Source organism: Streptomyces sp. RPT161 (genome assembly GCF_027533845.1).
GTDB lineage: Bacteria > Actinomycetota > Actinomycetes > Streptomycetales > Streptomycetaceae > Streptantibioticus_A > Streptantibioticus_A silvisoli_A.
This window is the reverse complement of the sequence record NZ_JAPZVN010000019.1, coordinates 57,169-81,980: the sequence shown is the minus strand read 5'-3', so window position 1 is coordinate 81,980 and position 24,812 is coordinate 57,169. Positions and strand designations below refer to the sequence as shown.

General features: G+C 70.5%; 23 protein-coding genes. 13 read left to right on the top strand and 10 right to left on the bottom strand.

Features of this window, described 5'->3' with window-relative positions; all coding sequences use genetic code 11:
• Positions 1–23: 23 nt before the first annotated feature.
• Positions 24–860 carry a DUF4097 family beta strand repeat-containing protein gene (locus O5O46_RS27920; RefSeq protein ID WP_269858373.1) on the bottom strand — a complete coding sequence of 279 codons (837 nt, stop codon included), beginning with the start codon at positions 858–860 and terminating at the stop codon, positions 24–26.
• Positions 861–949: 89 nt separating this feature from the next.
• Entirely contained in the window at positions 950–1,474 is a 525-nt protein-coding gene (locus tag O5O46_RS27915; RefSeq protein WP_269858372.1) for a hypothetical protein, read from the bottom strand.
• An 83-nt stretch (positions 1,475–1,557) separates the two neighbouring features.
• On the opposite strand from O5O46_RS27915, the gene O5O46_RS27910 reads away from it, so the two are divergent.
• Positions 1,558–1,794: a hypothetical protein gene (locus O5O46_RS27910; protein WP_269858371.1), complete on the top strand. Its 237-nt coding sequence runs from the start codon at positions 1,558–1,560 to the stop codon at positions 1,792–1,794.
• A gap of 106 nt (positions 1,795–1,900) precedes the next feature.
• Here O5O46_RS27910 and O5O46_RS27905 read toward each other — a convergent pair whose 3' ends face one another.
• Together O5O46_RS27905 and O5O46_RS27900 are read right to left on the bottom strand one after the other, a co-directional pair.
• The gene (locus tag O5O46_RS27905; RefSeq protein ID WP_269858370.1) at positions 1,901–2,473 is read right to left on the bottom strand and encodes a GNAT family N-acetyltransferase; all 573 of its coding nucleotides are present in this window, start codon (positions 2,471–2,473) and stop codon (positions 1,901–1,903) included.
• 88 nt (positions 2,474–2,561) lie between these two features.
• A complete protein-coding gene (locus tag O5O46_RS27900) occupies positions 2,562–3,977 on the bottom strand; it encodes an FAD-dependent oxidoreductase (RefSeq protein ID WP_269858369.1) in 1,416 nt (471 codons plus the stop codon).
• Between the two features lie 396 nt (positions 3,978–4,373).
• On the opposite strand from O5O46_RS27900, the gene O5O46_RS27895 reads away from it, so the two are divergent.
• Entirely contained in the window at positions 4,374–5,126 is a 753-nt protein-coding gene (locus O5O46_RS27895) for an SDR family NAD(P)-dependent oxidoreductase (protein WP_269858368.1), read from the top strand.
• Positions 5,127–5,139: 13 nt separating this feature from the next.
• Here O5O46_RS27895 and O5O46_RS27890 read toward each other — a convergent pair whose 3' ends face one another.
• Complete coding sequence (locus tag O5O46_RS27890; RefSeq protein ID WP_269858367.1) at positions 5,140–6,039, bottom strand: LysR family transcriptional regulator; 900 nt, start codon at positions 6,037–6,039, stop codon at positions 5,140–5,142.
• 593 nt (positions 6,040–6,632) lie between these two features.
• Here O5O46_RS27890 and O5O46_RS27885 point away from each other — a divergent pair.
• The 6 genes from O5O46_RS27885 (at position 6,633) to O5O46_RS27860 (ending at position 11,896) form a co-directional block, all read left to right on the top strand.
• The gene (locus O5O46_RS27885) at positions 6,633–7,295 is read left to right on the top strand and encodes a LysM peptidoglycan-binding domain-containing protein (protein WP_269858366.1); all 663 of its coding nucleotides are present in this window, start codon (positions 6,633–6,635) and stop codon (positions 7,293–7,295) included.
• Positions 7,296–7,404: 109 nt separating this feature from the next.
• Complete coding sequence (locus O5O46_RS27880) at positions 7,405–7,791, top strand: hypothetical protein (protein ID WP_269858365.1); 387 nt, start codon at positions 7,405–7,407, stop codon at positions 7,789–7,791.
• Positions 7,792–7,874: 83 nt separating this feature from the next.
• A complete protein-coding gene (locus O5O46_RS27875; protein ID WP_269858364.1) occupies positions 7,875–8,270 on the top strand; it encodes a hypothetical protein in 396 nt (131 codons plus the stop codon).
• A gap of 116 nt (positions 8,271–8,386) precedes the next feature.
• Complete coding sequence (locus tag O5O46_RS27870) at positions 8,387–9,349, top strand: alpha/beta hydrolase (protein ID WP_269858363.1); 963 nt, start codon at positions 8,387–8,389, stop codon at positions 9,347–9,349.
• 136 nt (positions 9,350–9,485) lie between these two features.
• Positions 9,486–10,268, top strand: coding sequence for an ABC transporter ATP-binding protein (locus O5O46_RS27865; RefSeq protein WP_269858362.1), 783 nt, complete (start codon positions 9,486–9,488; stop codon positions 10,266–10,268).
• The gene (locus O5O46_RS27860; protein WP_269858361.1) at positions 10,265–11,896 is read left to right on the top strand and encodes a transporter; all 1,632 of its coding nucleotides are present in this window, start codon (positions 10,265–10,267) and stop codon (positions 11,894–11,896) included. The genes O5O46_RS27865 and O5O46_RS27860 overlap by 4 nt, the downstream gene beginning before the upstream one ends.
• 142 nt (positions 11,897–12,038) lie before the next feature.
• Here the strand turns inward: O5O46_RS27860 and O5O46_RS27855 are convergent, their stop codons facing one another.
• From O5O46_RS27855 to O5O46_RS27835, 5 genes are all read right to left on the bottom strand, one after another.
• Positions 12,039–12,314, bottom strand: a complete 276-nt coding sequence (locus O5O46_RS27855) for an HPr family phosphocarrier protein (protein WP_269858360.1) — start codon at positions 12,312–12,314, stop codon at positions 12,039–12,041.
• 62 nt (positions 12,315–12,376) lie between these two features.
• Complete coding sequence (locus tag O5O46_RS27850; protein WP_269858359.1) at positions 12,377–14,341, bottom strand: PTS fructose transporter subunit IIABC; 1,965 nt, start codon at positions 14,339–14,341, stop codon at positions 12,377–12,379.
• A 118-nt stretch (positions 14,342–14,459) separates the two neighbouring features.
• Positions 14,460–15,407 (bottom strand): 1-phosphofructokinase, encoded by a 948-nt coding sequence (gene pfkB, locus O5O46_RS27845; RefSeq protein ID WP_269858358.1) that lies wholly within the window; start codon positions 15,405–15,407, stop codon positions 14,460–14,462.
• Positions 15,404–16,165, bottom strand: a complete 762-nt coding sequence (locus O5O46_RS27840) for a DeoR/GlpR family DNA-binding transcription regulator (RefSeq protein ID WP_269858357.1) — start codon at positions 16,163–16,165, stop codon at positions 15,404–15,406. The genes pfkB and O5O46_RS27840 overlap by 4 nt, the downstream gene beginning before the upstream one ends.
• Before the next feature lie 259 nt (positions 16,166–16,424).
• Positions 16,425–17,561: a vanadium-dependent haloperoxidase gene (locus O5O46_RS27835; protein WP_269858356.1), complete on the bottom strand. Its 1,137-nt coding sequence runs from the start codon at positions 17,559–17,561 to the stop codon at positions 16,425–16,427.
• A 443-nt stretch (positions 17,562–18,004) separates the two neighbouring features.
• On the opposite strand from O5O46_RS27835, the gene O5O46_RS27830 reads away from it, so the two are divergent.
• The 5 genes from O5O46_RS27830 to O5O46_RS27810 all read left to right on the top strand — a co-directional run bounded on the left by O5O46_RS27830 (position 18,005) and on the right by O5O46_RS27810 (position 24,638).
• Positions 18,005–18,538, top strand: coding sequence for a pyridoxamine 5'-phosphate oxidase family protein (locus O5O46_RS27830; protein ID WP_269858355.1), 534 nt, complete (start codon positions 18,005–18,007; stop codon positions 18,536–18,538).
• A 26-nt stretch (positions 18,539–18,564) separates the two neighbouring features.
• The gene (locus O5O46_RS27825) at positions 18,565–21,588 is read left to right on the top strand and encodes an amino acid adenylation domain-containing protein (protein ID WP_269858354.1); all 3,024 of its coding nucleotides are present in this window, start codon (positions 18,565–18,567) and stop codon (positions 21,586–21,588) included.
• A gap of 41 nt (positions 21,589–21,629) precedes the next feature.
• Complete coding sequence (locus O5O46_RS27820) at positions 21,630–22,841, top strand: cytochrome P450 (protein ID WP_269858353.1); 1,212 nt, start codon at positions 21,630–21,632, stop codon at positions 22,839–22,841.
• A 30-nt stretch (positions 22,842–22,871) separates the two neighbouring features.
• Positions 22,872–24,086 carry a cytochrome P450 gene (locus O5O46_RS27815; protein ID WP_269858352.1) on the top strand — a complete coding sequence of 405 codons (1,215 nt, stop codon included), beginning with the start codon at positions 22,872–22,874 and terminating at the stop codon, positions 24,084–24,086.
• A gap of 132 nt (positions 24,087–24,218) precedes the next feature.
• Positions 24,219–24,638 (top strand): tautomerase family protein, encoded by a 420-nt coding sequence (locus tag O5O46_RS27810; RefSeq protein ID WP_269858351.1) that lies wholly within the window; start codon positions 24,219–24,221, stop codon positions 24,636–24,638.
• Positions 24,639–24,812 lie beyond the last annotated feature (174 nt).

Below are 24,812 nucleotides of genomic sequence, written 5' to 3'. Positions count from 1 at the left end.
CGGCGGTGTGCAGCCGTGGGTGGTCAGGCGCGGCGGATGATGATGTCGCCAAGCCCGGTGCGGGCGCGCACCTCGACGGTCGCGTCGGATGTCTCGGGGCCTTCGGCCGGACCGAGCGAGTTGCGTACGCTGCCGAAGCGGGAGTTCAGATCGAGCCAGGCCGCGGTGGACTCGCGGATGCCGACTTCCAGATCACCGGTGGCGGTCTGGAGGGAGACCGAGCCGTGCGCCACCTCGCCGACCCGGATGCCGCCGTAGGCGGACCTGGCATCGACCCCGGCGTGTGCGGTGCCGATGGAGATACGGCCGTTGGACGAGTTCGCCCGCACGTCGCCGGTCACCTTGCCGATGGTGATCTCGCCGTTGGCGTTCTTGACGGTCGCCTCGCCCGCGATCTCGCCGATGTCGATCCGGCCCGCTCCGGTGACCTCGGCGTTCCCCGCCGCCCGGTGCACAACGATGTCGCCATGGCTGGTCTTGAGGTTCACGGTGCCCGCCTCGGCGATCTGGATGTCGCCCGCCGAGGTCTTGAACCGGCAGTCACCGAGGCGGCCTTCGCAGATGAAGTCGGCCATGGGCGAGTCGGCGTGCACCTGCGAACCGCTCGGCAACTCGATGCTGATGTCCAGCGAACCGGCAGTACCGAACAGCGACCGCTTCTTGGGCCCCTTCACCAGCAACTCGCCGTTGGAGTAGCTGACTTTGGTCTGTGCGGCGGCGCGTACGTCGTTGTCGTCGGCACCGTTGCCGGGCAGCACCTCGACCACCGTGTCGGTGCGCTCGCTCGCGGTGATCCGGGCGGTGCCGATGTCGAATTGGAGAGAGACGGAGACCGGCTCTGGGGTGGCGAAATCAGGCATGGCTGTACCGTCCTCCTGGCTTGGGTCTGCGGTCCCGCTGGTGCAGCGGTGTCGATGGAGAAGTGGTGCGGTGCGCGGCGCGGGAAGGTCTAGCGGACCCAGCCGGTGTAACTCTGGCCGCCGCGCTGGCGGCTGCGGCCCGACGTCCGGCCGCGCTCGCCCGGTTCCAGTGCGATGGCGACGGCCCGTACCAGCCAGGCGTTGACCGAAAGTCCCTCCTGCCCGGCGGCGTCCTCCACCCGGGCCTTGAGGTGGGCGGGCAACCGGAAGTTGATCCGTGCCGTGCCGCCCTCGTCGCCGTCCGACGCGAGCGGCGGCACGGGCACGGGGGCGGCGCCGGTGGTGCGGTCGTCCTCGTACGTCTCCTGGCCCGGTGGCGCCGTCACCACGAACTCCGGGTCGAGCCCGCGCAGCCGGACGTCGACCGAGCCCGGCGCCATGTCCCGGGTGACCTCGTCCATGGCGGCGGACAGCGCGTTCAGCAGGGTGAGCCGGGCGGCCGACTCCAGGGGCGCGGTGAGGCGTTCGGCCAGGCTGCGGGCTTCGTCTCCGCCCGCCTGCGCGGCGACCGCGAGCTCGCGGCGGAGGTTGTCGACGTAGGGCGTGAGGTCCATGACGCCAGTATGGCGCCGATGTGGTGCCATTGCAAAGCCATGTGATGCCACAATCTGGTGATGGCGTCAGACCGCATAGGACCGTGGCAGCCGCCGCGGTCCTGCGCTGTGGTGTGGCGCATGCGGGGCAGAAGGACTGGGAGCGCCAACGGGCCAGCCCTGCCCCCGCGAACCCCGGCCACTCCGCCGAAGTTCACAACGTCGCGGTGCGTTCACCCGCCGAGATCGGCACACTCAGCAGTCCGGTGGTGCGCCACGAGGCGGCCGCGTTGCCTGATGCCGAAGCGCTCCAGTTCGGGCAGCCATGTCAGACCGGCTGACGCACGCCGAACGGGGCGGTGCTGTTCCGAGTCTCTCGCGACTCCGCCTCGCCGTACCGCTGGAGCGCACCACGCAGGGCGAGCCGAGAGGCGGGCGCATGGTCACCTATGCATGATGCCTGGGCAGTTGTTCGGTGGCCCGCCACTCCGGTGCCAGCACCGACCAGATCTCGATGTCGTGTCGCTTCCCCCGGTACAGGTAGCTCTCCCGCAGCACGCCGTCCTTCGTCATGCCGAGCCGCCGGGCCACCGCGATGCTGGCCTCGTTCGCCGCTGCGGCGCGCCACTCCACGCGGTGGATGCCCAACTCCTCGACGGCCCAATCGATGATCACGCGGGCGGCCCTGGTGACCAGGCCCTTGCCCACCGCCGAAGGTTCCAGCCAGCAGCCCGCCTCGGCGGTGCCCTGCTCGACGTCCATCGTCCGGAAGAGGACTCCGCCGACCAGCTTGCCGCCGGTCCAAATGCCGTAGATCCGCCCGGCGTTGGCCGCTGCCTTCTCCGCGTACGCCATGAGGTACGCCCGGCTGGACTCCAGGTCCGTGACCACGTCCGGCAGTGCTATGTAGCGCCCGACGAACTCCCGTCCCCGGTCGATGTTGGCCAGGAGCTCCTCCGCCCGCGATGGTTCGAGCGGGCGCAGTTCGGCGCCGTCGTCACCCAGGGATATCGGGTACATCACTGCCTTTCGCGGTCCGAACCGGTGCACGGTGAGGAGATCCTCGCACGGGCGCGTCGCGCGCTACAAAGTTGTATGCCTTCGTCGGTCACGCCCGAGCGGCCTGCGGCTCGTCGGCGCGCACGATGGTGGCGAGCACGTCGTTGAAGGCCTCGGTCGAGGTGGGGTGGGTGTAGACGGCATCGCGGAGTTCGGACGCCTTGATGCCGTACCGCATGGCGAGGGCGACGGTGTTGATGAGTTCCTGCGCGTCGACGCTCAGCAGCGCGGCGCCGAGGATCTCGTCGGTGTCCGTGTCGATCACGAACTTCATGACTCCGCGGGTGTCCTCGACGATGTACGCACGCGGCATCGCGACGATCTCGGCGACGGGCTGGCTCGCGATCTTCACCCGGTGACCGGCCGCACGCGCCTCCTCCTCGGTGAGCCCCACGGTGGCCAGCGGCGGAGTGATGAACAGGGTGTGCGGGATCGCCACCCGGTCCGCCGCCGAGCGCTTGCCCTCGCCGACCAACTGGTCGAGGACGATGCGGCTGTCGTCCAGCGAGATGTAGGTGAACTGCGGGCCGCCGTTGACGTCACCGAGGGCGTAGATGTGCGGCTGGCTCGTCCGTAGGAACTCGTCCACCTCGACCGCCCCCCGCTCGGTGGTACGCACGCCCGCGGCGTCCAGCGCCAGGCCGCGGGTCACCGGTGCGCGGCCGGTGGCGGCCAGGATGGCGTCGGCTTCCAGGGTGTGCCGCCCGCCGTCCTTGTCGTAGGTGATGGACGCGCCGTTCTCACCGTCGCGGACCTCCGTGACGTGGGCGCCCGCGATGATCTCGATGCCTTCGTCGGCCAGGATGCCTTCCGCGACGGCGGCGACGTCGTCGTCCAGCCGCCCCAGGATCTTCGGCGCGGTCTCCAGTACGGTCACCTGCGAGCCGAACTGGCGGTAGATGGACGCGAATTCAAGCCCGAGGTACCCACCGCCGATGATCGCGAGCCGTTGCGGCAGGACCGTTGACTCGATCAGATCGGTACTGGTCATGGTGTACTGACTGGTGCGTAGGCCGGGGATATCAAGGATGATCGGTTCCGAGCCCGTGTTGATCAGGACGGTCTCGGCGGTGACCGTCAGATGGCCGTCGCCGGTCTTGACGTCCACGGTGTGCGGGTCGGTGAAGGCGGCCTCGCCCGTGATGACGGTGACGGTGTCCATGCTGTTCAGCCCGTCGTAGTTGTCGCCGCGGAACAGCTTGGTGAGTGCCTGCACCTCTTCGACGGACCGCTCGTACCAGTCCTGCGCCGGGTCCTCCGGCCGGCGCTTGCGCGAGTGGTGGACGAGCGCCTTCGTCGGCACGCAGCCCACGTTGGGGCAGGTTCCCCCGTACATCCGGTCTGACCGCTCGACCAGCACCACCTGCTTGCCCAGCTTGCCCATCGTCGCGGCCACCGTCTTGCCGCCCTTGCCGAAGCCGATGACCAGGACGTCGGCCTGGAGACCGTCACTCGTGGTGCCCATGTTCCGCTCCCGTTCTCGAAAGTGGGTCTCGACCGTGGGCGGGGAGATGGCTCAGCCGCTCGCTCGGCGCGCACGCGGCACCTCATTTCCACGGCAACACCAACACCTCCGAGCCGCAAGCCGCGCCGGTGGGCTCGGGGTACCACCAACAGTGCCACCATGGCGTCGGCCTGGTGGCGGCCATGAGGAGAAGGCGGTCTGCTTGGTTATGGCGGCCATTGGGATCGGCTATGACCGCCACGGAATCCGCCCGGAGGTATCGGCGCTGTGAGGGCTGGTCACCTCGTGAGGTGATGCGGAGTTCCGGACCGCGACGCGGTAGCTGCGCGCTTTCCCTGACCGGTCCGAGGTGTTGCTCCGTACATGGAGTTCGTCCAGGCAACGAAGGGTTTGATCGTGACTTCTACGGATCTGGCGGGAAGGGTCGCTCTGGTGACCGGTGCGACCAGTGGCATCGGCGCGGCCACCGCGGCAACGCTCGCGACGCGCGGTGCGCATGTGCTGGTCGCGGGCCGGGACCAGGCTCGGGGCGAGGCGGTCGTCGGCGGCATCCGGGGGCGCGGCGGCAAGGCGGACTTCGTCGCCGCCGATCTGCGGAGCGCCCAGTCGGTCCGGCAACTGGCGCGGCAAGCCGTGGAACTGGGCGGTGGTCGCGTCGACATCCTGGTCAACAACGCGGGCGTCTACCCGTTCGGGCCGACGGAGCAGACCCCGGAGAGCGAGTTCGACGCCGTGTACGCGCTGAATGTGAAGGCGCCGTTCTACCTGGTGGCGGAGCTCGCACCGGGCATGGCCGAACGGGGCGGCGGCGCGATCGTCAACCTGAGCACGATGGTGGCCGAGTACGGCGCACCCGGCATGGCGCTGTACGGGTCGAGCAAGGCGGCGCTGAACCTGCTGACCAAGGCGTGGGCCGCCGAGTACGGTCCGCGCGGGGTCCGGGTCAACGCCGTGGAACCCGGCCCGACCCGCACGGAGACAACCGCCGGAATGGGCGAGGACCTGGCGGCCCTGGCCGCCCAGGCGCCGGCCGGGCGAGCGGCTGCCCCGGAGGAGATCGCCGAGGCGATCGCCTACCTGGCCAGCGACGCGGCGAGCTTCGTGCAGGGCGCTGTGCTGCCCGTCGACGGCGGGCGCACTGCCGTGTGACGCGGCGGGCGGGTCAGCCGCCGGTCGGCTGCTCGAAGGCGGCGACAAGACGTCCCAGGTCCCGCCGCCGTGAGGCGGCGGGCCACACCGCCCAGGTACGGCGGACGAGGGGGTGGCCGGTCAGTGGGCGCCAGGTGATGGTGTCGGGGATGGGTTGCGACCAGTCGGGCGGCGCGAGGGCGAAGGCCCCGCCCGCGGCCACCGCGGCAAGCTTGACCTCGGCGATCAGCGACTGGCCCGCAGGCGCCGGAAGACCAAGATCAAGGCCGTGACTGCGCAGCACGGCGGTGAGCTCGTCGTACCAGGCGGGGCTGCCGGAGCGGGGAAAGCCGACCCAGTCCAGCCCGGCGAGGGCCTCCAGCCGGACGCCCTCGGGACCGGCGATCCCCGCTGCCAGCTCGGCGGCGAGCAGTACGCCCAACCGCTCCTCCGCGACGAGCACGGCGTCCAGCTCATCGCCGACAGGACGCTCCCGCAGCAGGCCGACGTCGAGCTCGTCCGCGAGCAGTGCGGCCTGTTGTTGCGCCGTGGACAGATGACGGGCCTGGACTCTGGTCTCCGGATAGGCGGCGGCCAGTTCCGCGAGGGGGCGGGAGAGCAGGTTCGACGGCAGCTCAAGTGGGATCCCGAGCCGCAGCACGCTTCCCCCGGCGGCGGTGTGCCGTGCCATGGCCGCCAGCGCCTGGTCGTGCCGGGCCAGTACGGCACGTGCCTCGGCGAGCAGCGTCATACCCGCCTCCGTGGCCTGAACCCCGGTGCTGCTGCGCACGAGCAGCTGCACCCCCAACTGCCGCTCCAGCGCACTGACGGTCTGCGACAGCGCCGGTTGACTCACGTGCAACCGCCGCGCGGCGGCGGACAGCCCGCCTTCCTCGACCACAGCGACGAACGCCCGCATCTCGCGCAACTCCACACGCCCATCGCATCACGCGGCAGGGGCGATGTGCCAGGCCATGGCGTCTCCCCGATCCGCACGGGGTCTCAGTTCACCCGCCCTCCGCAGGACCGGGAGCCGTGCCCGTCCCGTCCCGCGGCGGACGCGGCGGCGCTCGGACTGTCGGAGCTCTCGCCGGACCCGTGGGACAAGGCCCTAGATCAATCCCCTTGTGTTGTCCAAGACGCGGATCATGGCGCGGCCGATGCCGGTGTGCGCCTCCTGGCCCGTTCGTCGCACAGCCCGGTACTGCGACGGTGCTACCCCGGCAGCCGTATCCGGGGGGAGAGCCCCGCGCCCCCGCCGTAGGCGTGCGCCGCCCCGCCCGCCTGTCCTCGGCGGGCTGGTGCGCATCCGGGCCGGGCGGCCCAACTTCCGTGCGCCTGTGCCCACTTGTGCGCCCGAACCCCCACGAAACTGATGAGGCGTCATGTAATCGAGCGGTGGCACGTAGCGGCGCACGGCGATCTGTGAACTCTTCGCGCCTTGTGAGTGACAGGGCCGCACTGACGTACTGCCTACAGCCCGCCGGGACCGCCGGCGGGTGGGAACCGCAGTGGAGAGGAAGGCCCATGTCCGCACGACCGCGGCACCGCCGCACCGCACCCCCACGGCTCCTGTCGTCGCTCCGCACCGCACTCACCGTCGGTGGCTTCGGTATCGTCCTGCCGCTCCTCGGCCCCGGCACCAGCGACGCGGCCTCCGACACCACCTGGGACCGGGTCGCCGGATGCGAGAGCGGCGGCAACTGGAGCATCAACACCGGCAACGGCAACTACGGAGGGTTGCAGTTCACCCAGCAGACCTGGGCGGCGTTCGGCGGAACCGCGTACGCGCCCCGGGCCGACCTGGCGAGCAAGGCGGAACAGATCATCGTGGCGGAAGCGGTGCTCGCCCGGCAGGGGCCCGGCGCATGGCCGGTGTGCTCGGTACGGGCGCATCTCACGCGGGGCGGGCACCCCGCGCAGGTGAAGCGGAGCAGCGGTCCCCGGCACGCCGCCCCCAAGTCCCGTTCGCACGGCGGCACCGGCCACCGCCCCGACACCGGCGGCCCGGCCGCCGCGCCCACCACGTCGTACACCGTGCACGACGGCGACACCCTGTCCGGTGTCGCGGTGCAGGCCACCGTCCCCGGCGGCTGGCAGCGGCTGTACGACGCCAACCGGAACGTGATCGGACCCGACCCTGATGTGATCTACCCGGGGCAGCGGCTCACCCTGCCCTCCGGGCACTAGCACGTCAGGCAGCGGGCTGCTGACCGCTGATGCCGTGGCCGTGGGACTCGCCGCACGGTCACGGAAGCGGAAGCCGCTGCCCGCGCAGTGCGGGATCTATGGTGTGGGTATGGATGAGGAACGCGCCAACCGGCTGGTGGCGGCGCTGCGCGCTCGTGGCGTGATGGCGCACCTGGCCGAGGTGGGAGTCTACGAGTTCGGGATCCGGGTCGTCCTCGACGAGAGCATCGAGGCGCTGTGGGACACCGACGGCGCGGCGGGACTGGACGCGGAGGTCGTCAGCGACGGCGTGCTCGTCGGCTTCGTGCCGCACATCGCCGGATCGGAGAGCTTCACCGAACAGCAACTCGTGGACGCCATCGCGGGGGCGAACTACTCCGTGGAAGGCCTCCATCCGCCAGCGGACGCCCAGGGCCCTGATGAACGGCCGCCAACCGCTCCGTCCGCCAAGCCGCCGGTCGCCCGGCGGCACAAGGCGCACTGGTGGCGCCACTGAGCCCCACGCACAGGGTCACCACTTGGTTGCCGTTTCAACCGGACCCTATGCCCGGGAGGGGGGCGACGGCATACTGCGGAGCCATGACGCTGTTGGCTGAAAACATCACCCTCGAACGGCTGGAAGAACTCCTCGCCGACGAATCCATCGCCACCGTGCACCGGGCCCTGTGGCTGTTGCTGTGGGAAGGCGAGTTGCCGGTCGTGGACCTGTTGTCGCTCGATGTCTGCGATGTCCAACTTGGCGGGGCGGGCACGGATGCCGTGTTGGGGAAGGACGGACCGGCGGGCCGGATGGTGTTGAGCGAGCGCGCGGTCCGGCTGCTGCGTGAGTTGACGGGGGAGCGAGAGGCCGGGCCGTTGTTCGCTGTCGACGGCCGGGTGCTGACCTGGGAGCAGGCAACGCTGGCCGCGCAGCAGCAGGGCCACGGCATCCACGCGTTCCGCACGGGCGGCAAACGTCACCGGCAGTCGGAGTAGCGCCCAACGCGGACGCGCACGAAGGCAGTTGTCGCCCGCAGGACGAGCGGGCAGTGACCAAGCCCACGGTCCCGCCACGCTGCCGCCTTCGGGCCGGACCCACTAAAGTCAGCGCCGTGGACTTCCGTACCGACATCCTGGGCGAGCCCTACCAAGCCGTTGACCTGCCGCTCACCCCCGATGACGAGGGCGAGGTCACGGCGACCCTCGTGCGCCGCAGGGCGCACCCCAACGGTGCGGCCGAAGGCACCCGGCGGGCCGTGCTCTATGTCCACGGATACACCGACTACTTCTTCCAGACGCATCTCGCGGACTTCTACGTCGACCGCGGTTTTGACTTCTACGCCCTCGACCTGCGCAAGTACGGCCGCTCCCTGCGCCCGCACCATTCGCCGAACTTCGTGCGCGACCTCGACGCCTACGCCGAGGAACTGGACGAGGCCGTCCGCGTCATCCGTGACGTCGACGGTCATGACACCCTGCTCGTCAACGGCCACTCCACCGGCGGACTGGTCAGCGCCCTGTACGCGGACCGGCGGGCCGGGCGGGGAACCATCGACGGACTGTTCCTCAACAGCCCGTTCCTGTCGATGCCCGCCCCGTACGCGGTACGCACCTTCGGCGCCCCGCTGCTCGACGTGCTCGGCCGGTTCGCGGGCACCCGCAAGCTGCCCACGCCGCTCAACCCCCACTACGTGCACAGCCTGCACCGTGAGTTCCGGGGCAGTTGGGACTTCGACCTGAAGCTCAAGCCCGCCGAGGGCTTCCCCTTGTTCGCCGGATGGCTGGCCGCGATCCAACAGGGACAGCGCCGGGTGCGCCGCGGGCTGCGGATCGACTGCCCGGTCCTGGTGATGGCATCCACCGCCAGCACGGTCACACTCAAATGGGACGACGCGCTGCACCACACCGACGGGGTGCTGCGCGCCGACGACATCGCCGCGCTCGCTCCCCGACTGGGCCGGCATGTCGTCACCGTGCGCATCCACGGCGGTGTGCACGATCTGGTGCTCTCCGGCCCCGAGGCGCGTGAGCAGCTCTTCGCTGAACTGGACCGCTGGCTGACCGCCTATCTGTGACGTTTCGCCTCCAACACACCCAGAGGCGAACCGGCCCGGGGCCGCCGATTTCCCCACCGCCGGGCGAAGTCTAGGGTGGTCGCCCGGGGGCACGACCAGCCCCTCGTGATACGCCGATGGGGAACGAGGAACAGCAGTGGAACAAGGCAGCACGCCCGCCGTACGCATCGAGGGGTTGTGGAAGCAGTTCGGTGAGCAGGTGGCGGTCGCCGGAGTCGATCTGGAGCTTCCCGCCGGGCAGTTCATCGGCCTCGTCGGGCCCAACGGGGCCGGTAAGACCACCACCTTGTCGATGGTCACCGGACTGCTGCGTCCCGACTCGGGTCGGGTGGAGATCGGCGGCCACGACGTGTGGAGCGATCCGGTCGCCGTCAAGTCACGGATCGGCGTACTGCCCGAGGGACTGCGGTTGTTCGAGCGGCTGTCGGGGCGCGAACTGCTCTCCTACACAGGGCGGTTGCGGGGTCTGCCTGGCGACGAGGTGGACCGGCGGGCCACCCAACTGCTCGACGTTCTCGACCTCGCGGTGGCGCAGAACAAGCTGGTGGTCGACTACTCCACCGGTATGCGCAAGAAGATAGGTCTGGCCGCGGCGCTGCTGCACAACCCCGAAGTCCTCTTCCTCGACGAGCCGTTCGAGGGCGTGGACCCCGTCTCGGCGCAGACAATCCGTGGTGTGCTGGAGCGCTACACCGCTTCCGGGGCGACCGTCGTCTTCTCCAGTCATGTGATGGAGTTGGTGGAATCCCTGTGCTCCTGGGTCGCGGTGATGGCCGCGGGCCGCATACGGGCGCAGGGTGCGCTCGCGGAGGTACGGGGCGACGCCCCCAGCCTCCAGGCGGCGTTCCTGGAACTGGTCGGTGCCCAGCGCACCGCCTCCGGTGACAGCCTCGACTGGCTGGGCGGCGACGCCCGATGAACAGCACCCCCCAGCCGGAGGCCGCGCGCCCCGGCACCACCTCCCTGATCCCGGTCTTCGTCCAGCTCAAGCTTTCGCTGCTGCGCAACGGGCTGCAGCAGTCCTCCCGCCGCAAGGCCGTCTACGTCACCTCGATCGTCCTCGTCGGGCTTTTCACCGCGCTGGAACTGCTCGGTCTGATCGCGCTCCGCGGCACCGCACACATGGCCGCCCTCACCACGCTGCTCGTCGTGGTGCTCGCGCTCGGCTGGGCGGTCATGCCGCTGTTCTTCGCCAGCGGCGACGAGACCCTCGACCCGACCCGGCTGGTGATGCTCCCGCTGCGGCCCGTCCCGTTGGTGGTGGCGCTGCTGACCGCGTCCCTGATCGGCATCGGGCCGGTGTTCACCTTGGCGATCGTCGTCGGCTCGGTGATCGCCACGGCGAACGGCGCGGCGGCCACCGTCGTCGGGGTCCTCGCCGCGGTGCTGGTGCTGCTCGTCTGCCTGGCACTGGCCCGTGCCGTCGCGACCGCCAACATCCGCCTGCTGACCAGCCGCAGGGGCCGCGACCTGGCGGTGCTCAGCGGCCTGATCATCGGCGTCGGCATGCAGTTCGTGAACATCGGCGTACAGCGGCTCGGTGCGGCCGGGGGCCTGCGGGCCCTGGCGCCGGTCGCCGACGTCCTGCGCTGGGTGCCGCCGGGTTCCGCGATGGACGCCGTACGGGCCGCCGGCGAGGGATCGTACGGCGTGGCCGCGGCCGAACTCGCGCTCACCGCCGCGGCATTGGCCCTGCTGCTGTGGTGGTGGCAGCGGTCCCTGACCCGGCTGATGACCGCACCGGACTCCTCCACCCTGCAGGCCTCCACCGAGCCGGACAAGGCGCGTGCGCAGCGGCCGGGGCTCGCGAGTGTGCTGCCCACGGGCCGTACGGGCGCGGTGATGGTGCGGTCACTGCGCTACATCTGGCGGGATCCGAAGACGAAGACCGCGTGGATGTCCTCGCTGACCCTCGGCCTGCTGGTGCCGATGCTCAACGCGGCACAGGGCCACGGCTCCCTGTACTTCGCCTTCTTCGCGCCGGCACTGCTCGGCATGCAGATGTACAACCAGTTCGGCCAGGACACCTCCGCGTTCTGGATGGTGCTGCAAACCATCGCCTCACCACGTGACGCCTACGTCGAACTGCGCGCCCGCGCCCTCGCGTTGTCCCTCATCGCGGTCCCGTACGTAATTCTCGCCGTCACCGGCGTGGCCGCGGTCACCCGCGCGTGGCGGTCACTGCCGGAGGTGTTGGGCATGTCCTTCGCCATGCTCGGCGCGCTGCTCGGAACGGGCGGTATGACCTCGGCGCTGTTCCCGTACTCGATCCCGCAGGACGGTGGCTTCAAGAACGTCGCCCCGGGGCAGGCCGGAATCGCCTGGCTCTCGCTCTTCGGCGGACTGCTCGCGGGCACGGTGGTGTGTTCGCCGCTGATCGCCCTGACGATCTGGCTGCACGTCTCGGCCAACCTCGGCCTGATGTGGATCCTGCTGCCACTCGGGGTGGCCTACGGCTTCTGCGCGGCCTGGCTCGGGCTGCGCCTCGCCGGCCCGCGGGTCGTCGCACGACTCCCCGAGATCCTGCTGGCGGTCAGCAAGGGCTGAGCCCTGCCTTCCGCATGGAAACGGCGCCCGCCGATGGCTATCGGCGGGCGCCGTTCTGCGTCCTCGCGGCGGCTGACCGCAAGGCCACGACGTTCCCGGCTACCCACTGCCGGAACGTCCTCGCCGGGGCCCGGACTTCGGGTCAAGACTCCTGGGAGTCGAGGTCGCGGGCTATGAGGGTGGCCAGTTCCTCGATCGCCGCCTCCGCACCGTCGCCTTCTGCGGTCAGCACCAGTGGTTCGCCGTGCTGGGCGCCCATCGCGAGGACGGAGAGCAGGCTGCGGGCGTCCACCGGGGACCGACCCTCGCGAGTGACCGTCACCCTGACCGGTTGGCGGGCGGCGGCCTGAACGAACAGCGACGCGGGGCGGGCGTGCAGACCGCTGCGGGAGCCTACGACAACAGTGCGCTGGGGCATGAGAACTGAGCACTCCTTCGAAATGACGGGAAACGGGGCGTGAGCGGTTCGGCACACAGGGTTCAAGCGGGCATCGGTGCCTTGGCGTTGGCGTCCTGCGGGGCGGAGGCCGCCTCCCGCACCGTGGCCGCTGCGCGGCCGCCTTTGAGCAGGACCACCAGAGTGGTGGTGAGCACCGTACCGACGGCGACGGCCACCAGGTACAGCAGCGGCTGGCCGATCAGCGGTACGACGAAGATGCCGCCGTGCGGAGCCCGCAGGGTGCAGCCGAACGCCATGGACAGCGCACCGGTGAGCGCACCGCCCGCCATCGTGGAAGGGATGACCCGCAGCGGGTCGGCGGCGGCGAACGGGATCGCGCCCTCGCTGATGAACGATGCGCCCAGGACCCATGCGGCCTTGCCGTTGTCGCGCTCCGCCTTGGTGAACAGCGCTCCCCGGACGGTGGTGGCCAACGCCATCCCCAGTGGGGGGACCATCCCGGCGGCCATGACCGCGGCCATGACCTTCAGGCTACCGGCCGTCGGACTGGCCAGGCCGCCGACCGCGAAGGCATAGGCCACCTTGTTGACCGGGCCGCCCAGATCGAAGCACATCATCAGACCCAGAAGGACACCCAGGATGATCGCGTTGCTTCCGGACAGTCCGCTCAGCCAGTCGGTCATGGCCCTTTGGAAGGCGGCGATCGGCTTGCCGACCACGACGAAGACTAGGAGGCCGACAATGAGGGAGGAGACCAACGGAATCACAACCACCGGCATGATGCCGCGCAACACGGGTGGGACGCGCAGGAGTTGTACGGCCATCACCACCGCGCCCGCGAGCAGGCCGGCGACCAGGCCGCCGAGGAAACCGGCGTTGATGGTGACCGCGATGGCGCCGCCGACGATGCCGGGTACGAGACCGGGCCGGTCCACCATGCCGTAGGCGATGTATCCGGCGAGGACCGGGATGAGGAACCCGAAGGCGGCGGAGCCGATCTGGAACAGCAGGGCGGCCCAGCTGGAGGTCTCGGTCCACACGAAGTGCTGGGCGACCGAGGGTGCCTTGTTGATCTGGTAGCCGCCGATGGCGAAGGCGAGTGCGATCAGCAGTCCGCCCGCGGCGACGAACGGCACCATGTAACTGACGCCGGTCATCAGCCACTTGCGCAGCCGCGTGCCGAAGTGGTCTCCGGCTGAGTCCGTCGGGGGCGGGGCGGTGGCGTGGCCGGTGACCTCGCCGCGGTCGGCCTTGGCCCGCACCTCGCTGATGAGTTCCGCGGGGCGGTTGATGGCGGCCTTCACCCCGACGTCCACGGTGGGCTTGCCGAAGAAGCGGGACCTGTCGCGGACCTCGATGTCATGGGCGAGTACCACGCCGTCGGCGGCGGCGATTGCGGCGGGGTCCAGCGGGGTGAATCCCGCCGATCCCTGTGTCTCCACGGCGAGTTCGACACCCGCGGCCTCGGCCGCCTTCGTCAGGGACTCCGCCGCCATGTACGTGTGGGCGATGCCGGTGGGGCACGACGTGACGGCGACGATACGGAAGGGCACCGGTCCGCTGTCGGACGCGGCGGTGTCGTGCGCCGCATCCGGCGGAGCGCTGTCCGCACCGCGGATCAGGGCACAGGCGGCGGCCGGGCTCGTCTGCGCGCGCAGGGCGGAGGTGAAGTCCGGGTCCATCAGCCGCCGGGCCAGACTGGACAGGATCGTCAGATGGGCGTCGTCCGCACCGGTCGGGGCGGCTATCAGGAAGATCAGGTCGGCCGGGCCGTCAACGGCCCCGAAGGCGATGCCTTGTTCGCTGCGCCCGAAGGCCAATGTCGGGACGGTGACGTGCGCGCTACGGCAGTGTGGAACGGCGATGCCGCCCTCCAGGCCGGTCGGCATCTCGGCCTCGCGGGCCGCCACGTCCGCGAGGAAGCCGTCGAGATCGGTCACGCGGCCGGTGGTGACCATCCGCTCGGCGAGTCGGCGGACGGCGGCTTCCTTACTCTCGACCGACAGGTCGAGGTCGACCAGTTCGGCGTTGATCAACTCACTCATCACGCGGCTCCTTGCTCGCGAAACCGCCCGGCGGGCGGCAGGGGGACGCGGGGGACCGGCCGGACGCGGCGCGCGGTCGGCGATCGGTGACCGGCCGGGGGAGCGGACCCTGGGCCGCTCATGGCGTTGGCTCCGTGAGCGCGCGGTCCAGGGGGACCCGCGCCGTCGTCGTCACCGCCGCCGGAACGAGGTCGGTCGGCCTGGGCATGGCGCTGCCAGGCAGTTGAACGGCGGCCGCCCCGTGGGCGACGGCCGCGGCCAGGGCGGCCGGGCCCGTGCCGCCCGCCGCGAGGAATCCCGCCAGCGACGCGTCGCCCGCTCCGACGTTGCTGCGCACGGCGGTGACCCGCGCGCTGCCGAAGTACGTCCCGCTGGCGTCGACCAGCAGTTGGCCGTCGGCTCCCAGGCTCGCCAGGACGGCCCTGGCACCTCGGTCCCGAAGGTCCTGCGCCGCCTTGACCGCGTCGCCGATCGTGGCCAGAGGACGGCCGACGACCTCTGCCAGTTCCTCGGAGTTCGGCTTCACCACCTCCGGGCGCTGCCGTAGCGCGGCGTCCAGGGCGGCGCCGGAGGTGTCGACGGCGATCCGGGCGCCCGCCCGGTGGGCCTGCGCCACCAACTCGGCGTACCACTCGGGGGGCAGCCCCCGAGGCAGGCTGCCGCAACACGCGACCCACCGGGTGCCCGCCGCCCGCGCCCGCACGGTCGCCAGCAGTGCGTCCGCCTCTGCTGCCGTGATCTCGGGCCCGGCCGCGTTCACCTTCGTCAGCGTGCCGTCGGGCTCGACCAGGGTGATGTTGACGCGAGTTGATCCGTGGACCGGCACCCCGGCCGCCTCGATGCCGTGGTCGCCGAGGAGTTGGGCGAGCAGCGCACCCTCGGGACCGCCCAGCGGGGCGACGGCGACCGTCGCGTGGCCGGCGGCCGCCACGGCGAGGGAGACGTTCACGCCCTTGCCGCCGGGCTCGACCCGGTCAGCGGTGGCCCGCAACACGGAACCGCGGTCCAGCGAGGGCAGTTCGTAGGTGCGGTCCAGACTGGGGTTCGGGGTGACGGTGAGGATCATGCGCGCACCACTTCGGTGCCCTGCCGCTCGATGGCCGCGGCGTCGTCAGGGCTGAGGCCCGTGTCCGTGATGAGCAGATCGATCTGGGAGAGGTCGCCGAAGCGGGCGAAGTACTCCTTGCCGAACTTGCTGGAGTCCGCCAGCAGTACGACCCGGCGGGCGGCCGAGACGATCGCGCGCTTCACGGCGGCCTCGGCCAGGTCAGGGGTGGTCAGCCCGTCCTCGGGCGAGAACCCGTTGGCTGCGAGGAAGGCGACATCGGCCTTGACTTCTCCGTAGGCCCGCAGCGCCCATGCGTCGACCGCCGCCCGGGTGCGGTGCCGCACCCGGCCGCCGACCAGGTGCAGGCAGACCCCGGGATGGTCCGCGAGGCGGGCGGCGATCGGCAGGGCGTGCGTGACGATCGTCAGGGTCGACTCCACGGGGAGGGCGGCGGCGAGCCGAGCCGATGTCGTGCCCGCGTCGAGGATCACGCTGCCCTCCGTGGGGAGCAGGGCCAGGGCGGCCTGCGCGATCCGGTCCTTCTCCGTGGCGGCGACGGCGTCCCGCTCGACGAGATCGGGCTCGAAGTCGAGGCGGCCGACGGGGACGGCGCCTCCGTGCACGCGCTGGACAAGCCCGGCCCGGTCCAGCGCCTTCAGATCGCGTCGCACGGTCTCAGCCGTGACCTCGAAGTCCCTGGCCAGCGAGAGCACGTCGACCCGGCCGCTCTCCCGGGCCAGGCGCAGGATCTCCTGCTGTCGCTCAGCTGCGAACATGTGGGTTTCTATCCGTTTCATGACCGGACCAGTGGTTCTGCCGCAGGTTACGCCCAGCAGCACGGCAAAGTAAACAGGTTCGGACATTGAAACGGGCGCGAACAGACTTTGCGTGCACCCTTCGACTTACGTGGGGCGAAGAAGCACGGCGCCGACGCGCTGGGCGCGGCGGCGCGGACGAGCGGGGCGCGTGCGGCTTCCGTACGCGCCCCGCTCCGTCGGTCGGCCGGGGCGGCGGACATCGGCCGCCCCGCCCCGCTCAGAGGTGCCGACCGACGAACTCGGCCACCTGCGAACCCAGTTGCAGCCCCGAGCTGTTGTCGATGGCGGTGTGCTGCCCGGCCCAGAGACGGCTGAGCGTGGCGTCGTTGGCGGCGGCCGGGATGCTGTCGAAGGTACGGGTGGTGCCCTTCGCGGTGAGTGCCAGCCGGTGCTGTCCTCCGAAGAAGGCGGTGAGCACGGTCTGCGCCACCTGACTCAGGGCGGCGTGCGCTCCCGGGAAGGACGGGTCCGGCGCGGTCGGCAGCAGGGGCGTCCAGCGCGGGTCGCCGACCACGCGCGGGTTGTAGTGCGTGCCACCGAGCCGGATGGCGGTGACCGGACGCCAGACCCGGTAGTGGTACTTGGCGTCGTACAGCGCGATCACGGTGTCGGCGAGCGACAGGTCGAGGTCGGCGAAGGCTTTCACCGTCTTTTCCAGGCCCGAGTTCTGAGTGGTCGCCAGGTCCTGGGCGGCCTCGTTCCAGAGGTTCCAGATGGGCGCCGCCGCCCAGAACTTGCCGGACGCGGTCTGGTCGGGCGTGCGGGTGGTACTGGTGTCCCGGCCCAGGCTCTTGACCTGGTTCAGTGCCGTCGCGTACGCGGCACTGCTCACGGGCGGTGGCGCCGCGGGCCGGAACTGGCTTCCGCTGGCCAACACGAACGGCTTGACCGAGCCCCAGTTGGTGTACACGGGTGCGGGGGAGCCGGGCGTCGGCCGGTACGCGCCCGGGCCGACCCCGGGGGCGAAGCGCGTGGGCGTGGCCGACGAGCCGTCGTGCGAGCGCAACGCGAGCAGCCGCCTGGCCACCGCGCCACCGACCCGGATCCCGTCGCGCTTGCCGCGGCCGTCGGCTATCGCGGCCAGTTGGGCGGCGAGCCGCTGGTCCACCCCGGCCCGCTTGGCCGGGTAGAGGGCGGCCAGCACGTCGTGGGCCGCCTGGTCCGCCGCCGCGTCCGCGCGGGCGCCGCGCGGCGCGGCCACAGAGATCAGATAGGAGGGGTCCGTCCGGGTGATCGACACCACCGCGTCGTACTCGGCGGCCTGCAGGATCGCGAAGCTGCGCGTGGGGTGGACGGTGGCCGGTTGCGCCTTCGGATCGCTCAGGATCGAGATGAGCTCACGGTTCCACTCCACCACCGACCTCCCTGACCCCGAGGCGGCGGGGCGGGCGACGGTCGGGTGAGCGGCTGCGGTTGTTCCATAGGCCGGTGCGGTCAGTCCTGCCGCCAGCGCGGCTCCGGTCAGTATGGCGAGGGTCCTGCTTTTTCCACCCATGGTGTGTGGCTTCCTTTCGCTGACGGCGGGTTGTGGAAACCGTTGGCCGTAGGCCTTGTCGAAAGGCCGACGGGCAGTGCGAGGTCGGCGCCCGTCTGGCGGATTCCGCAACACGGTCAGCCGTGCACGAACGGCGGCGCCGTTCACCGATATGGCCGGTGGCCAGATACACATTGCTGGCCCCGGAGCCACCCCGCAACTTCGGCCGTACGCCCGGACCGGTCCACCCCCGGTCGGCCTAACGGCGCGCCGTGCGTCCTACATCCCGGCGATTGGTGCGGCATGTTGGTGGTGATGGCGTTGTGTCGGGCGCCGAACATGCGACTCTCGGCTTGTCACGCTCCCTTTTCATCAGCCCACCCGCACTGAAAGGCATATCGACAGTGGATTTGGCGATGTCCGTCGAAAACCGGGAGAAGTTCCTCGCCGACGTGCACGTGGGGATGCTGGGAGTGCACGATCCGCGCGGTGCGAGCGCGCCGCTGCTGGTTCCGGTCTGGTACGCCTACGAACCCGGTGGTGAAGTACTGGTGCAGACCGCACGGGAATCGGTGAAGGCCCAACTGGTACGTGCGTCAGGGCGTTTCAGCCTGTGCGCACAGAAGGAAACCGCCCCCTACCAGTACGTCAGCGTGGAAGGCCCGGTCGTGGCCGTTGACGATCCGGTGCCGGCCGCCCAACACGAGGCACTGGCACACCGCTATCTGGATCCGAAAGCCGCCTCGGCGTATCTGAAGGCCAATGAGCGTCAGCTCAGTGAGGACGTCCTTTTCCATATGCGTCCGCAGCGCTGGCGCACTGCCGACTTCTCCGCCTTCGCCGCGGAATTCAGTTAGCCGGCGAGGGGCGAAGGGATGTCTCCATGACGCTCGGTGGCGCGACCGGATCCGCTGCGGCCCGGAATGTCGACAGCGCGCGGGACAGCTGTCTTCATGAGCTGTTCGACGCGCAGGCGGCACTCCGTCCGCGTGCGCACGTCGGCGTGCACCACGGCCGCGCCCTGACCTACGGCGAACTCCAGGCACGTTCCGACCAGTTGGCCGCCCGGCTGTTCGGCGCCGGAGTACGGCACGGCGACGCGGTCGGCGTCTTCGGCAACCGGTCACTGGAAGCGCTGATCGCGTTCGTGGGCATCCTCAAGACGGGCGCCGCCTACGTCCCCCTGGAGGACACCACGCCGCCCCACCGCCTCCAGGCGATGGCCGACGAGTCCGGGGCGCAGACCGTCGTGACGCTGCCCGGCAGTGCCTGCCGCCTCCGTCGGGTACGGACCCATGTCGACCTGACCGCCCCGGCGCCCGCCAGCCCCGCCGAGGCACCGCGGCCGCGGACCACCCCGACGGACTGCGCCTACGTGATGTTCACCTCCGGATCGACCGGCCGGCCCAAACCGGTGGCCGTTCCCCACCGGGGCGTCGTGCGGTTGGCCATGTCGGACCTGGTCGCACAGCGACCGCGCCCGGGCGATCGGGTGCTGCACGCATACGGACTGTCCTCGGACGCCTCCACCATCGAGATCTGGTCGGCCCTGCTGGGCGGCGGCTGCCTCGTCCTGGTCGACCGGGAGGAACTGCTCTCGCCCGCCGCGCTGGAGGAGCGGCTGGTCGCGGAACGGGTGGCGATCGCCTATCTGACGACGGGCGTATTCCACCATGTCGCGCGCACCCGGCCGCAGGCGCTGCGGACCCTGCGGTTCGCCTCCGCGGGCGGCGAGGCGATGGACCCGGACCTGACCCGCGCCGTGCTGGCAGCCTGTCCGGACACCACCCTCGTCAACTTCTACGGCCCGACCGAGAACAGTGTGGTGTCCACCGCCTACGCGGTGCGCGACCTGCCCGGCGGGCAGCAGACCGTGCCGATCGGCCGCCCCCTGGAACACTGCGTCTGCCATGTCCTACGGGAGGACGGCACCCCCGCACGAGCGGAGGAGGAGGGCGAACTGTTCGTCGGTGGCGACGGCCTGGCCCTGGGCTACCTCGGTGACCCGGAGCTGACCGCCGCCCGCTTCGTGGAGCGCCCGGTCGCCCCCGGCACCCTGCTGTACCGCACCGGCGACCGCGCCGTCTGGCGCGAGGACGGCGAGCTGGAGTACCGCGGCCGGGCGGACCGCCAGATCAAGCTGCGCGGCCACCGCATCGAGCTGGACGAGATCGAGGCGCGGCTACGGGCGGACGACGCGGTCGGCGAGGCTGTCGTGGAACTGGACGGCGACGTCCTGACCGGCTACGTCACCGCGGCCCACCGGGGAGAGGCGGTGCCCCTCGACCGGGTGCGCGAGGAACTGGCCGCATGGCTGCCGCTGGCGGCGGTCCCGGCGCGGCTGGTGGAGGTCGCGCGGTTCCCGGTCACCGCGGCGGGCAAGGTCGACCGGCGCCGACTGCTTGAGATGGTGGGGCAGGCGGCCGACCGGCCGGTGCCGAGCGAGGACGGGAGCACGCACGGCCCGCTGGCCGACGTGTGGCAGACGGTGCTGCGCGCCCAACCCGGCGACGACGACGACTTCTTCGACCTGGGCGGTGACTCACTACTGGCCGCCGAGGTCGTCAACCGCACCCTCACCGCACTGGACATCGACGCGCGGCACGGCAGCACACTGGTGCACAGCCTGCTCCGGTACCCCACCCTGCGCGGCTACACCGCCGCCGTCACCGCCGTCCAGGACAGCAAGCCACCGCACGCGTCGTCCCCGGTGGACTACCGGGCCGAAGCCCGGCTCGGCTTCACACTGACGACGCCCCGGCAGCCCGCCCCCGACTGGCGGCGGCCCCGGAACGTACTGCTCACCGGCGCTTCCGGATTCGTAGGCGCCTTCCTCCTCGACCGACTGCTGCGCGGCACCGGCGCCCGGATCCACTGCCCGGTGCGCAGCCGGGACCGTACGCACGCCGAGCACCGCGTGACGGCCAACCTGGCCCGCTACGGCCTCGCCCCACCAGCGGCCGACCGGCTTGACTGCTTCCCCGCCGACCTCGTCGAAGAAGGCCTGGGCCTGTCGACCGGCCATGCCGACGAACTCGCCGACCTCCTCGATCTCGTGGTGCACGCCGCGGCACAGGTCAACTTCCTCTATCCCTATGACGCGTTGCGCCGGGCCAATGTGGATGCCACCAAACAACTGGTGCGGCTGGCGGGTGAACGCGGTGTGCCCGTGCACTTCCTGTCCACCATCGCGGTGGTGGCGGGCTTCGGCACCGCTGGCGTACGCCAGGTGCCGGAGGACCTGCCGCTGGACCACGCCGACCGGCTCACCATGGGCTACGCCGAGAGCAAGTGGGTGGCGGAACAGTCACTTCAGGAGGCAGCACGGCAGGGCCTGCCGGTGGCTGTCTACCGCCCGTACGAGATCACCGGTGACCGCTACACCGGTGCCTGCAACACCGAAACCGCCATCTGCTCACTGTTCAAGACCATCGCCGAGACCGGCCTCGCCCCCGACATCCCCCTGCCGTTGGACTTCGTACCCGCCGACTACCTCGCCGAAGCCGTCGTCCGCATCGCCACCGAGCGGCCCGCGACCAACCTGACGTACCACCTCACCAACCCCCACCCGGCGACCCTGCACGCCATGCTCGACCGAATGCGCGCCGCGGGCCACCAGATCCGTCAACTCCCGTACCGGGAATGGGTCGACGAGCTGGTCCGGCACGTCGCAGGCAATCCCACCAGCCCCACAGCGCCTTTCGTGTCGCTGTGCGTGGACCGCAGCCACAAGGCGGACATGTCCGTCAAGGAGATGTACTTCGAAGGCACCTTCCCGACCCTGGGACGCACCAACGTCGAGCGCGCGGTCGGCGACCTGCCGTGCCCGCCGGTCGACGCGGACCTGCTGGACCGCTACCTGGAGTACTTCTACGCGACCGGCTACATCGAACGCCCCACGAAATAGCGGCACTTCCCCAGGAAGACAACCCGGAAGGCCACCGAGCAATGACCGCACCGCCACCCCAAGCGCCCGACCGCGACCCCGAGGTGCTGGACTTCCCGCTCCCGCCGCCGGGCACCATGGGCCCACCCGAGGAGTACGCCAGGCTGCGTGCCGACTGCCCGCTGGCCAGGGTCGGCATGCCGCTTGGCGCCACCGCCTGGTACGTCACCCGCTACGACGACGTGCGCGAACTAATCGCCGACCCCCGGCTGATCAGACCCACCATCAACGAATGGCCGACCCGCCCCGACGAACCCGCCGACCAGGGCCCCACGCTGACCACGATGGCCGAACTGGACGGTCCACGGCACGCCGCACTGCGCAGGGCCGTCGGCCCGGCGTTCAGCGCCAGGGCCATCCGGGACCGCGTGCCGCGGCTGCGGGAGCTTGCCGAAGGGCTGTTGGCCGACTTCCAGGACGGCGGAAGCCCCGGTGACCTGGTCGCCGGATTCACCCAGCCGTTCCCACTGCTGGCGATGTGCGACCTGGTGGGCATCCCCTATGAGGAACGCGACCGGTTTCTGCCCGTACTGGACGACGGGTTCAGCGGGATGGTGAACGCGGCGGAGAGCCGCCGGGTCACCGATCTGCTGCGCGAGTACACGGCGGAACTGATCGCGCGCAAACGGCGATCGCCCGGCGACGATGTACTGACCCAGCTCATCCGCCAGTGCGACGCCGAGGAGTTGACCGATGAGGACGTCCTCGTGTTCGGGCTCTCCATGCTCACCGTGGGATTCGGCATCAGCGGCATCTTCCTGGGCAACTCGGTGCACACACTGCTGCGACGGCCCGACCGGTACACCAGACTGCGCGACGCCCGGCACCTCATGCCCGACACGGTCGAGGAACTGCTGCGCTACATGCCGGTGATGAACGGCGTCGTCATCCTGCTCGCCACCGAGGACCTTGAGGTGCACGGGCAGACGATCCGTAAGGGCGAAGCCCTGCTGCCGGTACTGGCCGCCGCCAACCGCGACGAGAGCGTGTTCCCCGACGCCGACCGGCTCGACCTGTGCCGGACCGCAAACAACCACCTCGCCTTCGGACGGGGAGTCCACTACTGCCTCGGTTCCCATCTGGCGCGCGCCGAACTCACCGTGGGGCTTGAGGCGTTGTTCGACCGCTTCCCGCGGCTGCGCCTGGCCGACGCACCCACCTGGGACGACCAGTCCCTGACGAAGTCACCACTGACACTGCCGGTCAGCTGGTGACGGCCGCCGACGAGCTAGGGAGGACCACCCGTGAGCGGCACACCACAGGCGGCACCACCAGTACCCGACATCGACATGCCCATCCCACCGCCCGGCACCATGGGGCCGCCCACGGAATACCCGCGACTGCGCAGGGAATGCCCACTGGCCAGGGTACGGCTGCCGATCGGTGCCACCGCCTGGTACGTCACCCGCTACGACGACGTACGCGATCTCATCGCGGATCCCCGGCTGGTCAGGCCGACCATCAACGACTGGCCGCCCAGCGCGGGGCAGGCCGTCGCCGACGACGAGCCGGGTCTGATCACCATGATGGAACTGAACGGCCCACGGCACGCCGCACTGCGCAGGGCACTGGCCGAACCGTTCAGCGTGCGTGCCATCCGGCGCCGACTGCCCCGCGTCCAGCGCTGCGCCGACCGTCTGCTGGACGAGTTCGCCGAGCGCGGCCGGCCCGGCGACCTGGTCGCGGGGTTCCTCGAACCGTTCCCGCTGATGGTGATGTGCGAGCTGGTGGGCATCCCGTACGAGGACAGCGAGTACTTCCTGCCCATGGCGGACGCCGCCCTCGGCGCACTGGTCACCCTGGACGAGGGCCGCGAAGTCACCCGCCTGCTGCGCGAGTACATCCACACGCTGCTGGACCGCAAGCGGCACGAGCCGGCGGACGACATGCTCACCGAACTCGTTCGTGACTGCGCACGCTGCACCCTCGACGAGGAGAGCGCGCTGAACTTCGGGCTCTCCATGCTCATCGCGGGATACCGCACCAGCACCATGTTCCTGGGCAACGCGGTTCTGGCCCTGCTCACCGAACCCGCCCAGTACGCCCGACTGCGTGACGACCGCGGCCTGATGCCCGGAGCGGTCGAGGAACTCCTGCGCTACGTACCGGTGATGAACGGCGTAGTCGTCCTCCAGGCAGTGGAGGACATCGTGTTGCACGGTCGCACCATCCACGCGGGGGACGCCGTCCTGCCCGTACTCGCCGCCGCCAACCGCGACGAGAGCGTGTTCCCCGACGCGGACCGACTCGACCTGTGCCGGGCGGACAACCCCCACATCGTCTTCGGCCGTGGCCCGCACAACTGCATTGGCTCCCACCTTGCCCGCACCGAACTCGTCGTAGGACTCGGCGCGTTGCTGGACCGATTCCCGAACCTACGCATCGCCGAAGGCCAACTCCCCACCTGGGACGACGAATCCCCCAGCAAGTCACCACTGCTCCTGCCGGTCGACTGGTAGCCGCCCGGCCTGGCCCCGGGGGTGAGGCACGTATGCCACGGTGCGCATGGAGTCCTCGACGTCTGTACCTACTAGTATGTACGATCATGCCCCTGGGAGCGCCCGGCGTCGTTCTGAGAGGAAACCGCTGACATGCCATTGGTTCGTATCGACGTGTTGGGAGCCGACGGCGATCGGCTCGACGCACTCGGCCGCGCCGTACACGAGGCCCTGGTCGAGACGATCGGTTTTCCACCGGACGACCGTTTCCAGATCCTGGTCGGCCATGACGGCACCAACAGCACGCTTCGCTACGACGATTACCTCGGGGTGCCCCGCGACGAGGGCATCGTGTACGTCGCGATCACGATGCGCTCGGGCCGCACGCCCGCGCAGAAGCGGGCGCTGTACCGGCGGATCGCCGAACTCGCCGAGGAGTACGCGGGAACCGAGCCGCGGAACATGTTCGTCACCGTGACCGAGAACGAGTCGATCGACTGGTCGTTGGGTTACGGGCTGGCACAGTACGACGACTGCGTCGAGGCGCCCAGTTCGCGGTCAACGGCCGATTAGGCATTGCAGGCCGGAAATTGAGGGGCCTGCAAGCGGTGATGTCCGCCATGCCGAGGGGCGAGTAGGATTCGCGGGCCGCGCCTGGGCTTTCATTCATCGTCCGGCTGTACGTGCGTTCCGGAAGCGTTCTGTCCGCCGCGTGCCTGCACGCCACCACCAACGTCTGCGGCGCAC

Bases quoted from the DNA above. Each gene is read 5' to 3' on its own strand.
- O5O46_RS27885 (WP_269858366.1), top strand. From the start codon at position 6,633: ATGTCCGCACGACCGCGGCACCGCCGCACCGCACCCCCACGGCTCCTG.
- O5O46_RS27810 (WP_269858351.1), top strand. From the start codon at position 24,219: ATGCCATTGGTTCGTATCGACGTGTTGGGAGCCGACGGCGATCGGCTC.
- O5O46_RS27860 (WP_269858361.1), top strand. From the start codon at position 10,265: ATGAACAGCACCCCCCAGCCGGAGGCCGCGCGCCCCGGCACCACCTCC.
- O5O46_RS27880 (WP_269858365.1), top strand. From the start codon at position 7,405: ATGGATGAGGAACGCGCCAACCGGCTGGTGGCGGCGCTGCGCGCTCGT.
- O5O46_RS27900 (WP_269858369.1), bottom strand. From the start codon at position 3,977: ATGGGCACCACGAGTGACGGTCTCCAGGCCGACGTCCTGGTCATCGGC.
- O5O46_RS27915 (WP_269858372.1), bottom strand. From the start codon at position 1,474: ATGGACCTCACGCCCTACGTCGACAACCTCCGCCGCGAGCTCGCGGTC.
- O5O46_RS27855 (WP_269858360.1), bottom strand. From the start codon at position 12,314: ATGCCCCAGCGCACTGTTGTCGTAGGCTCCCGCAGCGGTCTGCACGCC.
- O5O46_RS27875 (WP_269858364.1), top strand. From the start codon at position 7,875: ATGACGCTGTTGGCTGAAAACATCACCCTCGAACGGCTGGAAGAACTC.
- O5O46_RS27820 (WP_269858353.1), top strand. From the start codon at position 21,630: ATGACCGCACCGCCACCCCAAGCGCCCGACCGCGACCCCGAGGTGCTG.
- O5O46_RS27825 (WP_269858354.1), top strand. From the start codon at position 18,565: ATGACGCTCGGTGGCGCGACCGGATCCGCTGCGGCCCGGAATGTCGAC.
- O5O46_RS27905 (WP_269858370.1), bottom strand. From the start codon at position 2,473: ATGTACCCGATATCCCTGGGTGACGACGGCGCCGAACTGCGCCCGCTC.
- pfkB (WP_269858358.1), bottom strand. From the start codon at position 15,407: ATGATCCTCACCGTCACCCCGAACCCCAGTCTGGACCGCACCTACGAA.
- O5O46_RS27920 (WP_269858373.1), bottom strand. From the start codon at position 860: ATGCCTGATTTCGCCACCCCAGAGCCGGTCTCCGTCTCTCTCCAATTC.
- O5O46_RS27840 (WP_269858357.1), bottom strand. From the start codon at position 16,165: ATGTTCGCAGCTGAGCGACAGCAGGAGATCCTGCGCCTGGCCCGGGAG.
- O5O46_RS27850 (WP_269858359.1), bottom strand. From the start codon at position 14,341: ATGAGTGAGTTGATCAACGCCGAACTGGTCGACCTCGACCTGTCGGTC.